Origin of the sequence: Jeotgalibacillus terrae (genome assembly GCF_016908195.1) — a bacterium.
Classification (GTDB): domain Bacteria; phylum Bacillota; class Bacilli; order Bacillales; family Jeotgalibacillaceae; genus Jeotgalibacillus; species Jeotgalibacillus terrae.
Map to the genome: position 1 here is coordinate 62162 of NZ_JAFBDK010000005.1, position 14736 is coordinate 76897.

Here is a 14736-nt window from a genome sequence, read left to right on the forward strand (position 1 = left end):
AATAAAAAATAACCAGTCAAATATTGAAGGTAGGATTCGAATGAAAAACAAACAATATTTAATTGCTGATGCACGTAAGGAACAAATTATAAATGCTGCTATTGATGCATTAAGGGAGTATGGTTACGTAAACACAAGTCTTTCCAAAATAGCCGATAAGGCAAAAACCAGCACAGGGCTTCTGTCGTACCATTTCTCCGGCAAAGAAGATTTAATGAACCACACTTTGCTTTATCTGGTTGAACAGGAAAAAGCCTTTATTAAAGAAAAAGTAGAAAATGAGAAGACTTACACTGATCAGTTGATGGCGTTCATAGATCAAGGCATCGCATATCGAGGTATAAAGCGTGAGAATACCACAGCATTGCTCGAAATTGTGTTTAATGTCCGTACACCAGACAATGTGCCTTATTTCAAGGGGGAAATAACTCCTGAAGATGAGTTGAATCTTTTGTTAGAAAAGATCCTGTCTGAAGGACAAAAAGCTAAAGAATTTAATGAATTTGATACTAAAGTGGTTGCAATGATCATAAGGGGAGCGGTATCACTCTCAATGTCATTGCCACAAATTGAAGATGATCCAAGGTTTGAAGAATACAGTGTCAAAGTGAAAGAAAACATATTTAAAATGATTAAATAAGTCCTCTTAACGAGTGTATGCCTGTTTTACTCTCGTTAAGAGTGAATACTTAAAGTGTATATTTTTTTATCTAAAAACTGATTGACTGATCAATATTAAAACCAAACGATCAGTAAATGTAGTGTAGGAAACGCAAAAAACCTTATAAGAGTTGTGACGTGATTAATAAAAGGAAGGGGTTTTAGAGGGATGTACGGTTCTATTAAGAAAATGAAACATAAAAGAAAGATGAAAAAAGTGAAAGCAGGAGACGGTCACCTTTTAAAAAAGTACCGGCTCTGGAATGTGTTTACTCATTCATTATTCCATGTGGAAGTCACCAACAAAACTGAAGGTGAAACAACAAAGTATGCAATCAAATCAAAGTACTTCACTGAAGAGCCCAGGGTTGATTTATATAAAGAAGGCAGGCATGTTTCCTATTCAAAGCTTCCGGCAGTCCTGCCTGTGAACGGGGGTGTCATTAAAGTTAATAAAAATTCAATTGGTATCAATGGCATTCGTTATGTGTCTGACCAGGAAGCTACTTATTCTGTTTATCCAGATAGACGTTCAGTTAGGGGATTAAGATTATGGTTTCACAAACGATTTCCAAACACCAGCGCATTAGTTGGTCTGATCGCTGTAATCGCCTTATTAATTTCAACCACTTTAGGACTGGTCCAATTAATGGAATCCTTCTCTGATATTCCATGGATCGCAGAAAATATCGGAATATTTAAATCTCCTGTTACATTATCAGTCGGGACCAACTTAACAATCGGACTGGCAGCAGCTCTTGCAGGGATAGAAAGAACACTGATGTTCAGGAATCATTGGTTGATTGACATTGAGAATATCAATACGGGTGAAGGTTAATTCAACGTTTATCCATGAAAATGAACAATTAAAATAATGACTCATAAGAGAAATCAAAGAACTTAAGAAGATAACGGATAACAGAAGTGCTTAGTTCGAAAACACTGTTATGTAGTTTCTATAGAAAGTTCAGGAAATCTAATTATTGAAAAGTAAAAAGCCCTCAAAGACAGGATGTTGCATGAATGCCGTTTTATGTATATTCTTTAACTATTCGGAGGTGATACCTGATGACAACCGCAAGAAATATGCAGGCGTCAGAATTGGCACCTACTCATGCAAAGCCTGATTAAGTAGGCGATACTTTGTGTGGGGTTAAGGGTTCTATATTAATCGCCAATCAATGTATCTTTCTATTCAGGCTTTGTACTTATCTAATGATTGTAAAGATAAGGAGCGGATGGAAATGGATACAGCTAAAAAAACGGAACAAATGTTTATTCGAAATGACCAATATAATTTTATTGCTCGGCAGGTCTACTTTATTATTCACACTCAAAACACTGTGCATCACAAGGATACCCGGGACGGAGTCAGGCTTCATTCGATGGCAAAAGTCAGGGAGATGATTCCTGATCTGACTGAGGAGCAGGAAGCGCTTTTGAACCGTATGACTGAAGTGGAAAGCGAGTCTGAAGCGCGGACTTTTCTGGGTGAGTTGAAACATGATTATGTGATCCCGTTTCAGACATTGTCTAAGAAAAAAGTAGAGAAGCTATTTCCGAAAGCGAAAAAGCTTCAGATGCCGGATCTGGATACGCTGGACTTTCAGCGGTTATCTTACCTTGGATGGTTTGATACACGGGCCCATAAACAGTATTTGATCGTAGAATATCAGGGGAAGTTAAAGGGCGTTTCAGGCCACTTTGCGAACAGCAATAACAAGGGCATTTGCAGTATTTGTAACCACCTGGGTGAAGTTGCTTTATTCATGACAAAGGTTAAAAGCGGAAAAGAGACTTACACTAGTAGAGGCAACTATATTTGTAAAGATAGTCAGGCGTGCAATGAAAATTTGACAGATATACAAAAGCTAGAAGATTTTCTGGGGTATCTTTTTCAATAAAACAAATGGTTAGAATTAATTCCTCAAAAATAGAGAGTAGCCGATTGGCTGGTATGAAGACGGTAGTGACCCGGACTCATGCCAGCCAATTTTTCATTTGGACAGCTTGTAGACAGACAGTATTACAGGTAATATTAGGAATAAACTGATAATGACATACAAAGAGGTGTTATAGAATGATTTTTCGTGGTAACCACCGTCAGGAAGAAGATCGTTTCATGGTGAAGTCCTATCAAAGCATACCTGATTATGGAAGGGTCACTATTTTAGTTGATAAGAAAACGGGTGTGCACTATATGAATACTTGGATGGGTCAGAGCGGAGGATTAACGCCGCTGCTTGATGAGAATGGGGAAGTGATTGTGGAAAAGACGGAGTGATCGGGAGGGAGAATCGATATGACTGAAGCAAAAAGAATTCAAACAAATGCCTGGCTGTTGCTTTTGATGATTCCGCTATTTGTCATGGGGTATAGTTTCGCTGTTGATGCAGAGCGTCTTTTCTGGGTGTTTGAATGGAGCTATTACGTGCTTATTGCTGCGTTACTGATCTTTGCGCTTTGGAATACTGCAGCGGCGAAAGGGTCGTTAAAGTGGGCAGCAGGAGCCATCGCGGCCTTTTTGCTGCAGCTGATCGTCCTTAGTTTGTATGTAGGGCCGTTCACGATATATGCCATGTTTTTTGTGTTTTACGCTGTGACAGCAGCTGTGTTGTTCATACTGATCATGGCTTTTCGAAAAACAGACCGCTATAGAGTGATGATCGGACTGTTCATCGGACTCAGTATCATCATGGTTCTCTATATGGCTTTGATTCAGAGCTTATGGGGTGTGAATTGGATGTAAAATGTGGAAGTTGGGGTCTGTCCCAGCTTGTATGTCCCACCCTTCAATGAAAGGAATTATCCAACATGACATTAACTAAAATCATCAAACACTTTGGCTTGTCCACACAATCAATTAATGACGTAGCTGACTCGCATAGTTCAACGGTATACAGGATCCTTCTCACACATGGAGAAATTGTCTACATAAAGATCCCGTTCAATAAGTTAAAGTTTCACAGAGAGGTAAAGGCCTACAGCATTCTTGAAGACCGGGTTTCAGTTCCGCGCCTGCTTGATGTCTGGGAGGGAGACGATGAGACGGCGGGGGCGCTGCTATTATCAGAATTGAAGGGTGAGCCTCTCACGCCAAAGATTTCAACTTCGCTTGCATATGAAACAGGTGTGTATCATGCATCACTGCACGCCATTCAGCCGCCTCCAGGGATGGACCTCTTACATATCGACAATGAATTTCCAAACTGGTCTGAGTTTGTGGACCGGATGTTTTACGGTTTTGCAGAGGATACGATTAAAGTGATTGAACCGTCCTTATATGAGCGGTCGATTCAAAAATATATGGACATGAAAAAAGAGCTTCCTGCCCCGGATGGACCTGCTTTTATCCATATGGATTTTCGTCCGGCAAATATTTTAGTTAAGAATGACCAGATCATCGGTTCTATTGACTTTGAAAGTGTCCGCTTTGGTGCGACAGAAATGGATTTTTCAAAAATTCACCGGGATTTTTTGAGTCTGGATCCGTCACTCTATCAAGCGTATCAGGATGGTTATCGCAGCATCCGTCCGCTGATTGATCTTGATCACGTGCTGAAATTTTACCGTTTCACTGATGCCTTTAACAGTATCGGATGGTGCCAGAGACGAGGAATTGAGAAGAATAGATCCTTTTATGAGCAGAATCTGGCTCTATTAAAAACAGAGTTAAGTGATTAAATAACTTATTTATGACGTGAAGCAGAGTAATGAGAGGGGACATAATCATCGTTGACCCTTCTCACTGCATTGCAAGGAGGTATCAAAGCCATGGTGTCTAATAAAAAAAGTATTGGATACTTGCAATTCCATTTATAATTATCGGGGTGCTGCTTGTTATCTACCTTCCAACTGAACAAAAACCCTTTGTACCACTCTTGGGATTATGTTTTTGGGGTGCTCTTTATTTTTGGAATAAATTTGAACAGAGAAAAAAATGAATATTCTTCAATGAAAAGAAGACCGGAATCCCACTATTCTTTTTATTCATTATTAATAGTGTCTTGATACAATTGTTTGATAGTCTGAATTTGGAGTTGAGTATAGGTTTATAGAACAGCCATCGCCATTCCAACATCATATTGAATAACAGAGCATGGCGAATTGTTCAGTTCTACCGGGGCACCGCGACATGATTATGTGGATATAAAGGCGTCGAAAAAAAACAGCCTCAAATCGATGTGTAAGTTCCAGATCATATAACTCCTGGATGCCAAACAGGTTCACTTTTCTTATAATAAGAAAACTTTCATTTTTTACGGGATGAAACGCTTGAAGGCATTGGGCAGAGAATTATGAAATTCATAAGAATGAATCAGGAAGATGGTGAATCAATGAACTGGTTTACATTGTGGATGATTGTCATCAATACTTCATTCTGGTTAGTATGCTGTTTTGGAGTGGCTTACTTAGTCAGACTCATTCCAGAATCCTTATATATAAAAAATCAATGGTTCTTTAAAGAACACCCATTTGAGAAAAAGTTATATAAAATACTTCGTTTAAATAAATGGAAGGACCGGCTTCCTGAATGGGGAAAAGTATGGCATTTTGAAAAGAAAAACCTCGATAAGGAACTTAGTTTGAAATATGTTGATCAATTTATTTTAGAAACGAAATACTCGGAAATTGGTCATTTGGGTATGGCTGTAGCAGGGTTCGCCTGTGTGCTGGTCAACCCGGGTGATTATGTTGTTATGGCCTTTAGTTGTTCGATCATTAACTTGTTTATTCAAATGCCGTTCTGTTTGATTCAAAGGTACAATAGGCCCCGACTGCTCAGGTTGAAATTAAGACTGGAGTATCAGAATCAAAAATCTTCTGATACGAGTCGTGATTTAAATCGGCCGGTTTATAAGGTATAGGTGAATTGAACTTTTAAGGTATAATCCTATTTGACTTAAACATCTAGCAGGCTACATGAACAACAGAGGAAGAAGTGGTGAAGATGAATGAAACGATTTTGCTGATAGAGGACGATCAGCAGATTCATGACATGGTACTCAATCACATGGAAAGGGAAGGTTATGCTGTTACATCAGCATTCGACGGTGATGAGGCACTGAGTCTGTTTTCGAAAAGAACGTATGATTTAGTTATTTTAGACTTGATGCTGCCAACTGCAAACGGGCTCGATATTTTGCAGGAGATGCGAAAAGACAGCATGCTGCCGATTTTAATTATGTCTGCAAAAGGCAGTGATCTGGATAAGGCACTGGGGCTTGGGTTTGGAGCGGATGATTATATTGCCAAGCCTTTTTCATTAATTGAGATGACAGCCCGTGTCAAAGCCGCACTGCGCCGGTCAAAGCAATATAGCCAGACGGCAACAGACCAGGCAGAGCAAACGGTCAGGATTGGTGATGTAGAGATGAACATGTCAAACTTTTCCGTAGTAAAGAATGGGGAAGTTGTAAACCTGACAGCCAAAGAATTCCAGATTTTAAGCTTGCTCGCGACAAATCCAAATCGGGTTTTTACGAAGGGACAGTTATTTGAAAGTGTCTGGAAAGAAGCATATTACGGAGACGATAACGTGATCAACGTCCATATCAGGCGTCTGAGAGGGAAAATAGAAGACAATCCTTCTTCGCCAACCTACATCAAGACAATCTGGGGAATCGGCTACAAGATTGAGGTTGAAACATGACGTATGTATGCGCTGTCCTGTTACTTTTATTAATATTTGTCAGTTACCGCTACTACAAAATTAAAAAAACAGTGACTGAAGACCTCCCTTATTTATCAACAAAAATCAACGACATTATTGAAAAGCAATCGTCTGAAAGGGTGCTTGTCACTACGAATGAAACGGCCCTGCGTGATTTGCTGGTCAGTATCAATTCACTACTTGACTATCATCAGGAATATATTGCTGATGGCACCCGGATGAGAACCTCAATGAATCGTATGCTCTCTAACATTTCTCATGATCTCAAGACCCCATTAACAGTGATCTTAGGCTATATCGAGACCATTCAGCATGATCAGAACTATACGCTTGAAGAACGCGAAAAACTGCTGGCAAAGGTTAATGGCAAGGTAATGGAAGTTGGACACTTAATCAGTAAGTTTTTTGACCTTGCAAAGCTGGAATCGAATGATTGGCCAATTGATATGAAGACAACAGATGTAAGTGAAGTGTGCCGTAAAGCCATACTCGGCTATTATGACACCTTAACCGCCACCGGCTTTGAAGTATCCGTTGATATACCGGAAGAACCGATTTTGATCAATGCTGATGGAGATGCGCTTACGCGGGTTCTGGAGAATTTATTGTCCAATGCAATCCGTTATGGGAAAGAAGGTAACATACTGGGCCTTGCACTTCGACAGGCAGAAGGCCATATCATGATTGACATATGGGACAGGGGCAGAGGAATAAACGAAAAAGATGTCAACAGGATCTTTGAGCGCTTATATACACTTGAAGATGCAAGAAGCTCCTCAGCTGAAGGCAGCGGGCTTGGATTAACCATTGCCAAAAGACTGGTAGAACGAATGAACGGCAGCATTGCATTCACAAGTGTTCCATTTAAAAAGACCGTATTTACAGTAACATTCAAGCACGAATGAAACTTAAGAATTTCGTAAGGATTTAGTAAGTGGAATGACAGGATCCTCTGATAAAGTGAATCTAAGAGATAAGAGAGGAGATTGCTGCATGACTTATATTCTTAGAACACATCAGCTGACAAAAGCTTATCGTGGCGAAGAGGTCGTTTCTGAAGTAAGTATGAACATACGTCACGGAGAAATATATGGTTTTCTGGGCCCGAATGGTGCAGGTAAAACGACGATCATGAAAATGATGACCAATCTGGTAAAACCGACTGGAGGGGAAATTGAAATACTGGGTGAAAAAGTGCATGCTACATCTTATGAATTGTTAAAGAGGATAGGCAGCATGATCGAATACCCGATCTTTTATGAAAAACTTACGGCCAGAAAAAACCTGGAGCTCCATTGTGAATATATGGGCTATTACGACAAAAAGGCGATTAAAGAAACGCTGGAGCTTGTTAATTTAGTGAATATAGAAAATAAGCCGGTGAAAGACTTTTCGCTGGGTATGAAGCAGCGTCTCGGCCTTGCGCGGGCAATCATTACCAAGCCTGAGATTCTCATTTTAGATGAACCGGTAAATGGCCTCGATCCCGGCGGCATGCATGAGCTGCGTGAAATATTTATAAAACTTAGCAGGCAATACGGTCTTACGCTGCTTATCTCGAGTCATAATCTGGCGGAAATCGAACAGATTGCAGATACGATCGGTGTCATCCGCAAAGGGAAATTAATTAAAGAAGCTTCTATGGAAGAGATTCGTAATACCCATGCGAATCACCTGGAGCTTGTTGTTCGTGATTATCCGAAAGCGGCCTTCGTGCTCGAGAATAAATTACAGGTGAGCAACTTCCGTGTCAAGGAAGATAAAGGCATCATTCATATCTATGATCATCATGTGTCACAGAACGATGTTATTCAATCAATGGTTCAAAACCAGGTTGAAATCGCTTCTATCAATTATAAAAAGCAGCCTCTTGAAGATTACTTCCTGCAGCTGATAGAAGGAGACCGTTCTCATGCTGAACTTAATTAAACTTGAACTGAGAAGAATGAACATAAAGAGTGTTGCTTTGAGCTTTTTACTTATCAATACAGCTATTGTCAGTATGATGATGCTCATCAGTATCGAGCCGGAAGCAGTCACTGAATTTCTGACAAGTATTGATGATGTTCAGATGCTGATCGAACTCCTTGTCATCGCAGCATTTGTGATTTATGCAGCAGTGCTGATGTCTCATATTATTATTGAAGAATTCAAGAATAAGACGATTACACTGCTGTTTATGTATCCGGTTAGTCGGAGAAAATTACTGATGGCCAAGCTGATCATCATTAGCCTGTTTACTTTTTTCTTCATCATTGCTTCAGTGTTGATCGTCTACTACAGCTTCTCGGTATTCAATCGTTTTTATATGTTTACACCACTTGAACTTGGATACACACTGTCTTCTGACTATATGCTCCACCTAGTGTTGCTGGCAGTCGCTTGTGTTGGACTGTCTTTGATTCCGCTGTTCTTCGGCATGAGAAAATATTCGGTGCCTGCTACGATCACTTCATCTATCTTCATCGTCGCACTGCTGTCATCTTCAGTGAACACAGATGACACAAACCTTTTTTCAATTACAGCCATACCGATTTTGCTCGGTGTGATCGGATTCATTACCGCGAACCTGGTAGTGAACCAGGCTGTAAAAAAAGACTTTTAACAATCGAAGCACATCACACTAATCATCAGCTGATGATCAGTTATTCCCCCTTCTGAAAATGACATTGAAGTTGATGAAAGTGAAATAAGTCATTTCAGGAGGAGGAAGCTGTTAAGAAGCAAAACGAAACTTTTTTACTTAAGAGCCCGTAGATAGTAAAAAGGGGTGTGGCGTATGAAGAAGTATGCAGTCTTTATTTTAAGCTTAGCTATCTTATACATAAGCTATCAAATCATATCAGGACTGGTTTTAACAGCTCTCTATGTTCCTGATCTATCAATGGGCATCATAAGTACAAGCGGGGAAGTCGCGTTTGGCGGGTCTCCGGCGATTCACTTTCTGGCAATTTTATTGATCGCAACGATTGCTTATTTCTTATCACAGAAAATGATTAGAACGACATAAAAAAATAGGCAGGGACGTATATCTCGAATCATTAGACAGAATGATTCGGGGTTTACGTCCCTGTTTTTAATCATAAAAAATTATATGATTTTCAAAAATTTTGGTTCGTAATCCGATAAAACCTCAAAGACCTGACTACCATTCATATAGAGGTGATGTTCCAATTTAGGATTGGTGTGACTGTTGATCAGAGGGTTTTGATCAAACCACTTGATGTATTCAGAATTGGAAACTTTGTAAAAGTATAAGGAATCTTCATCAACCACATCTGACAGGTCAACTTGCTTGCTGATTAAATCAAATCTACCGTATTCGGTTGAGAATCTGTATGACCACACATAATACTCTACTGGAGAAATGGTCTGATCATATATCACTTCAAATTTGTTCCCTTTTACATCATCAAATTTAATTTTCAAGTATTCAAAGTGAGGTATCACTTCAAAAAATCCCAAATCTGCAAGATTACGACCTTTCATTGATGTAATGGGTTGCCAGGCGTGCAAGGTTTCCATTTAATAAGCCCCCTGGAAATATGTATTGAATTTAATACAAGCATCCTATTTTTTCTTTGTATCGTATAAATCTTTATACATGATCACGATAAGAACGAAAACATATAAAGGGATAAAGAAATCACGACTATTAAAAACGCTATCTTCCACAGTTAGGTCCAATAGAACACTTACTGCTACAGAGATCATGCTCATCATGCTAATAAAAACAAAAACCTGTTTGTTTTCTATGAAATAATCCCGTTTTATATCAATTACGATATACAGTATTGAAAAAACAATTAAAATAATACGTGTTACAAATAAAAATTCATATTGAAGAAAAAAAGTTCCTATTAAAAACAGAAGGGCTAGTATAGGAACAAGTAAAGAAAGGATTTTTTGCATAACAAACTCCCGTCATAGATACTTTAAGTATTTTCTTTAGGTGTGAAGGGGCGGGGGTGAATCTTAAGCTTTGAGCTTCTCAACCTTTATCATCCCTGCGTAACTGTCTGATTTTCCACGTAAATAAAATATAATATACTCCAGCAGCAACAATCATAAATGAGTAGTAAATCTGATTAAATAAGCTATCGTTAAATTCTTCGATTGTTCCAGGTATCGTGACCGTAATTAACACTAAAGTAACAACGATAAACACTGCAATGTGTCTGGCCATTATCATCCTCCCTCCATTACAAAATCACAAACAAGATAACATTAATGACTACTATAGTAGCAACCAGTCCTAATACGAGCTTTTTGACTGTAATCGTTCTGTCTCCACGTTTCTTCATGCCTAGAAGGATTAGGGCAATACTTAAAATCAATAAACTAAAAACAACTTCCATGTGCTCACTCCTCATAACATGCCGGCTAATCCGCTGCTGCCAAATTTATATACCTATAATACCATTTTTTACAATGTGAAGTTTTCAGTCAATTTGGCATCTCTGACGTGTTGTTGGTATACTATAATTACCAATTTAAGGAGGAGATCCAATGACTCGTTCTGATATCACTAAAACAAATTGGGTTATCTATGGCTTTGCATTGTTTGCTGGAATCGCCTTAACAATCGTTGCATTTGTAGAGACAGCGAATCCGGGGACAGGATCTGATGCCGGGCAGTCACGGTTCGGTTTTGCACTCAATGAAGCGCTGATGTATGCTGCTGTCTCAGTCTTTTTCATTCTCCTGCTTCTATTAGTATGGAAGAAAATTAAACCATATCATATAACTGCTTTAACCTTTGTATCTGCTTTGCTGATTAATAATCTGGTTCTCTCAGTTACGAGCGGATGGGTTGGACTGGCGGGGATGATGATCCTATTTTTCGGAGCAATTCTTTCTATTTTAATGAGCCTGTTCGTGTTTATCGCGACCCGGATATCAAAGAAACGTATGCTTGCAGAAGGATAAATTGCAGGCATACGGGGCGTGAATGTGAATGGCAGAGGAATTGCGATTTAGTGTTCACGTTCCTTAGTGTTTTTTAGCTGATTAAGAAACATTTAATAAGAAAGGTTGTTCATGATGAAACACATCTATGCTTTTGAAGACATAAAGGAATATGAAACTCACAAAGATATCATCCAGCGCTTCAGCAAGCGGCTGGAGGAATATCAATACATATTGGAAAAAGAGTACTTGCTAATGGATCAGCCAAAAGGAATTATATGGACGTCGGCAGAAGCTGCAACCACTGTATTTTCTGAGATTCCAATCCCTGCGTTTACCAATAAAAATACAATTTACATCACACCTGACGTAGCAGCCTGGAGAAAACTTTTTGTTGAGCAATTGGACGGTAAGGACCTTCCTCATATCGAGCGTTTTTATAAAGAACTTTCAGAGAATCACATCCTGCAAATATTAGGGCATGAATTAACACATCACTCTGATTTGTTTCTTGAGGATTTTGACGATGAGCGTGAGGACAGCATTTGGTTTGAAGAAGGCATGTGCGAATATTTGCCTCGAAAGTTCCTTTTAAGTGAGAAGGAATTTGATGAAATCACAGCGGTCGAAGAAGAGTTAGTGGAGGCGTTCTCAGAAGAATACGGTGACCGGTCTATCGATGAGTTTGGCAGCGGCTCTTACACATCCAGCTTATCAAGCATCATGTTCGATTACTGGAGAAGCTATCTGTACATAAAACATTTGGTGGAGGTCCGTTTTAAAGATGATATTCAGGCCGTTTTTGAAGAATATCATAAGTGGGATCAGGAAGGGCGGATATGCTCGCTGAGTGAATATTTTGAGCTGGATCAATAATAATTCTGTGTCAGGAGCAACTTCCATATCAAACTTGTGGAAATTGCTCCTGACACGTTTTCACTTACTCAATCGAATCCTCCTGAACCCAAGTGTCCACACAATCAGAATAGCGACCAACAGAATACCGAGATAAATCTCGAGACCAATTGTCCAGTTGTTAAACAGGACGTGGATCAGGCAGAAACCGCCGATCACCAGCATCATCATGAATGCTTTGATGCCCTCCTGATGCTGCGCGACTGAAAAAGGCTGACTGAACGGTAAGCTTTTTCCGTTTAGTACAAGTGTACAGATCGCTGCATAAAGTATGGCAGTCGCAACGATCACGAGAAGGTCGAGCCAGATTCTCCCGGAGAAAATCCAGATGAAAACAGGTGCTAAAATCAGCATAACCGGTAAATAAAACATCACCAGTACACTCTTCGTCAGTCCTCTGTCAATTAACACACGATCTCTTAAAGGCATTGCCGCATAAATCCAGGACCCTTTATATGCCCCGGAGTATTTCACCATTGAAAGAACGGTCGGAATCACCAGCAGCGTAAAATAAAACAAATAATAAGAGCTGCCTTCTCTAAGCGCTTCAAAAGATCCATTTTCAATGTTCGTGTACATAAACAGAAACGGAATCACAAAGGTAAATCCGACCTGAGGATAGACCTTCAGCTTGAATTCACGTTCACTCTTCATCATTGCAAAAGAGAAGTTCATAAAATTTCTCTCCTCCTGATCAGGTGCAATGAAGCGAAGAAATGCCTGCTTCAATCGATTTGTCCGCTTCTCTTTACCCTGCTCAACTGTAGAAAGCTTATGAAGAGAGGATTCGAAGACCGGGATCATTTTGACATAAAGTATCATGGCGATCACCGGGATAATCACAGCTAACACTGCCAGCACGAGGACAAAGAAGCTCCGCTCTCCAGTCAAAACCGCTTCGTGCAGGGCACCAAACCATACGGGCGGGGTGAAAAGCTGCCACCAGGCCGGGGTAAAGGTCCAGTCGAGGCTGGTCAATTGAAAAGAGCGTGCCACGAGCTGATAACCAATGAAGATACCAAGTGTTAAAGCAATTTGCATGAAGTTAATGATATTTTTTAATTTCTCCCCATCGAAAAATTGCAAAATAGCAAAGTAAACGAGTGCAGTCATCATCAGGATAAGAAAGTTCAGCAGGATCAGTTCTGCCAGAAACAGCAGGAAAAATCCGAAACCATTTACAAAGAGTGAGACAACCAATGGAATACCAGTCGTAGCAATCGTTAACAGAGACATATACATCGTAATATGAAGCATTTTGGCCGTACTGATCGTACGCTGATCCACCGGCTTTGTCATCATCATATTGCGGTCTCTGACATCAAGCAGAACAGATGAAAAATCAGAGATCATCGAGGTCATTAAAATAAACATGAGAATACCGAAAATAATGCTCAGCTGAAAGAAATAGTTATCAACAAACAAAAACGGAATCACCGCAAGTCCATATAGCGCATAGATCCACAGTGAGCGGATGAAGTAGTTTTTTCCTTCCTTGATCTTCGACTGGGCAAAGACAGTCGGCACTCTTCTTGTGTCCATTGTCAGTTTTAGGCCTAGAATCAGCCGGAGCATCGAATAATCGATTCCCGCGCGTCTGAATAAAGGAGCGAAACGGTCCAGCAGTCTGAGCGTGGCGAAATTGTTCATGCCGGTTCCTCCTGAACGATCGCAACGAAATCCTCTGCTATTTCTTTATGCTGACTAAAACCGGTAAGACTATTGAATATATCCTGAAGAGATCCTTTCTGATTCTGCTCCTTCAGCTCATCAAAGGTCCCGTCAGCAGCTATATGACCATTTGAAATCAACACAATCCGGTTGCTGATCTTTTCGACAATGTCCATGATATGAGAAGAGTAAAAAATCGTTTTTCCCTGTGCCGACAGCTGAGCCAGAATCTCCCTCACAATCAGCATACTGTTCGCATCCAGTCCGCTCAGCGGTTCATCGAGAAATAAGACATCCGGATTGTGCAGCAGGCTCGAAATAATCAGCACCTTTTGCCGCATCCCTTTAGAAAAAGAGGACAGCCTCGCATTCATGACGTGATCGATCTCAAACTTCATCATCAAACGATGCGCTTTTTCACGGGCCAGATCCTCTTCAAGACCGTAAAGTCCTGCAATAAATGCGAGGTATTCCTGTGCGGTCAGTGAATCATAGAGCTCAGCATTTTCCGGGACGTATCCAATCCTTTTTTTATATGTATGGTCCTGATCTTTCAGGTTTTCACCGAAGATCAAAATATTGCCCTCGTATCCATCCACAAGGCCGAGCATCATTTTCACCGTCGTACTTTTACCGGCTCCATTCGGCCCGATGTATCCGATAATATCTCCTTCATAAACGGAGAGGTCAATATCCTCCAAAACAAGCTTATCCCCAAATCTTTTCGTTACATGTTCGAGCCGGATCACTTCCTGACGCTCCATCAAAAAACTCCTTTCTACTTTTAAATTCAATAACTGGCAGGTGACAAGAAATTCCTTTATATCTATCTTACGTACTTCTAACAACGATTGTTTCAAAATTCTATTACATCCTAATTAAATAGTAATCTAAATAAATAAAACGCT

General features: G+C 40.0%; 20 protein-coding genes. 14 read left to right on the plus strand and 6 right to left on the minus strand.

All coding sequences use genetic code 11. From position 1 onward, the window contains the following. The first annotated feature begins 40 nt into the window (after positions 1-40). From JOD21_RS05995 to JOD21_RS06050, 12 genes are all read left to right on the plus strand, one after another. Entirely contained in the window at positions 41-640 is a 600-nt protein-coding gene (locus JOD21_RS05995) for a TetR/AcrR family transcriptional regulator (protein ID WP_204728742.1), read from the plus strand. Positions 641-829: 189 nt separating this feature from the next. Next, complete coding sequence (locus JOD21_RS06000) at positions 830-1498, plus strand: hypothetical protein (RefSeq protein WP_204728743.1); 669 nt, start codon at positions 830-832, stop codon at positions 1496-1498. Positions 1499-1904: 406 nt separating this feature from the next. Further along, entirely contained in the window at positions 1905-2564 is a 660-nt protein-coding gene (locus tag JOD21_RS06005) for a FusB/FusC family EF-G-binding protein (protein ID WP_204728744.1), read from the plus strand. Between the two features lie 176 nt (positions 2565-2740). Further along, positions 2741-2944: a DUF6440 family protein gene (locus tag JOD21_RS06010; RefSeq protein ID WP_204728965.1), complete on the plus strand. Its 204-nt coding sequence runs from the start codon at positions 2741-2743 to the stop codon at positions 2942-2944. Positions 2945-2962: 18 nt separating this feature from the next. Next, positions 2963-3409: a hypothetical protein gene (locus tag JOD21_RS06015; RefSeq protein WP_204728745.1), complete on the plus strand. Its 447-nt coding sequence runs from the start codon at positions 2963-2965 to the stop codon at positions 3407-3409. A gap of 65 nt (positions 3410-3474) precedes the next feature. Next, positions 3475-4344: a phosphotransferase family protein gene (locus JOD21_RS06020; RefSeq protein ID WP_204728746.1), complete on the plus strand. Its 870-nt coding sequence runs from the start codon at positions 3475-3477 to the stop codon at positions 4342-4344. Between the two features lie 614 nt (positions 4345-4958). Then, positions 4959-5528, plus strand: a complete 570-nt coding sequence (locus JOD21_RS06025; protein ID WP_239581454.1) for a glycosyl-4,4'-diaponeurosporenoate acyltransferase CrtO family protein — start codon at positions 4959-4961, stop codon at positions 5526-5528. A gap of 83 nt (positions 5529-5611) precedes the next feature. Continuing rightward, a complete protein-coding gene (locus JOD21_RS06030) occupies positions 5612-6313 on the plus strand; it encodes a response regulator transcription factor (RefSeq protein WP_275579573.1) in 702 nt (233 codons plus the stop codon). Then, on the plus strand, positions 6310-7239 hold the full coding sequence (locus JOD21_RS06035; RefSeq protein WP_204728747.1) for a sensor histidine kinase: 930 nt from the start codon (positions 6310-6312) through the stop codon (positions 7237-7239). The genes JOD21_RS06030 and JOD21_RS06035 overlap by 4 nt, the downstream gene beginning before the upstream one ends. 88 nt (positions 7240-7327) lie before the next feature. After that, the gene (locus JOD21_RS06040) at positions 7328-8263 is read left to right on the plus strand and encodes an ABC transporter ATP-binding protein (RefSeq protein WP_204728748.1); all 936 of its coding nucleotides are present in this window, start codon (positions 7328-7330) and stop codon (positions 8261-8263) included. Further along, positions 8247-8939 (plus strand): ABC transporter permease, encoded by a 693-nt coding sequence (locus tag JOD21_RS06045; RefSeq protein WP_204728749.1) that lies wholly within the window; start codon positions 8247-8249, stop codon positions 8937-8939. Before JOD21_RS06040 ends, JOD21_RS06045 begins: the two co-directional genes overlap by 17 nt. A gap of 174 nt (positions 8940-9113) precedes the next feature. After that, complete coding sequence (locus tag JOD21_RS06050; RefSeq protein WP_204728750.1) at positions 9114-9344, plus strand: hypothetical protein; 231 nt, start codon at positions 9114-9116, stop codon at positions 9342-9344. Between the two features lie 80 nt (positions 9345-9424). On the opposite strand, the gene JOD21_RS06055 is transcribed toward JOD21_RS06050, so the two are convergent. The 4 genes from JOD21_RS06055 to JOD21_RS06070 all read right to left on the minus strand — a co-directional run bounded on the left by JOD21_RS06055 (position 9425) and on the right by JOD21_RS06070 (position 10692). Continuing rightward, positions 9425-9859 carry a hypothetical protein gene (locus JOD21_RS06055; protein ID WP_204728751.1) on the minus strand — a complete coding sequence of 145 codons (435 nt, stop codon included), beginning with the start codon at positions 9857-9859 and terminating at the stop codon, positions 9425-9427. A 45-nt stretch (positions 9860-9904) separates the two neighbouring features. After that, positions 9905-10246, minus strand: a complete 342-nt coding sequence (locus tag JOD21_RS06060; RefSeq protein ID WP_204728752.1) for a hypothetical protein — start codon at positions 10244-10246, stop codon at positions 9905-9907. 79 nt (positions 10247-10325) lie between these two features. Then, positions 10326-10520 carry a hypothetical protein gene (locus JOD21_RS06065; RefSeq protein WP_204728753.1) on the minus strand — a complete coding sequence of 65 codons (195 nt, stop codon included), beginning with the start codon at positions 10518-10520 and terminating at the stop codon, positions 10326-10328. A 16-nt stretch (positions 10521-10536) separates the two neighbouring features. Beyond that, positions 10537-10692, minus strand: coding sequence for a hypothetical protein (locus tag JOD21_RS06070; RefSeq protein WP_204728754.1), 156 nt, complete (start codon positions 10690-10692; stop codon positions 10537-10539). A 151-nt stretch (positions 10693-10843) separates the two neighbouring features. On the opposite strand from JOD21_RS06070, the gene JOD21_RS06075 reads away from it, so the two are divergent. Together JOD21_RS06075 and JOD21_RS06080 are read left to right on the plus strand one after the other, a co-directional pair. Then, on the plus strand, positions 10844-11263 hold the full coding sequence (locus JOD21_RS06075; RefSeq protein WP_204728755.1) for a hypothetical protein: 420 nt from the start codon (positions 10844-10846) through the stop codon (positions 11261-11263). Positions 11264-11374: 111 nt separating this feature from the next. Further along, entirely contained in the window at positions 11375-12118 is a 744-nt protein-coding gene (locus JOD21_RS06080; RefSeq protein WP_239581455.1) for a hypothetical protein, read from the plus strand. 60 nt (positions 12119-12178) lie between these two features. Here JOD21_RS06080 and JOD21_RS06085 read toward each other — a convergent pair whose 3' ends face one another. Further along, entirely contained in the window at positions 12179-13807 is a 1629-nt protein-coding gene (locus JOD21_RS06085) for a hypothetical protein (protein ID WP_204728756.1), read from the minus strand. Beyond that, positions 13804-14592 carry an ABC transporter ATP-binding protein gene (locus JOD21_RS06090; protein WP_204728757.1) on the minus strand — a complete coding sequence of 263 codons (789 nt, stop codon included), beginning with the start codon at positions 14590-14592 and terminating at the stop codon, positions 13804-13806. Before JOD21_RS06090 ends, JOD21_RS06085 begins: the two co-directional genes overlap by 4 nt. Between the last annotated feature and the right edge of the window lie 144 nt (positions 14593-14736).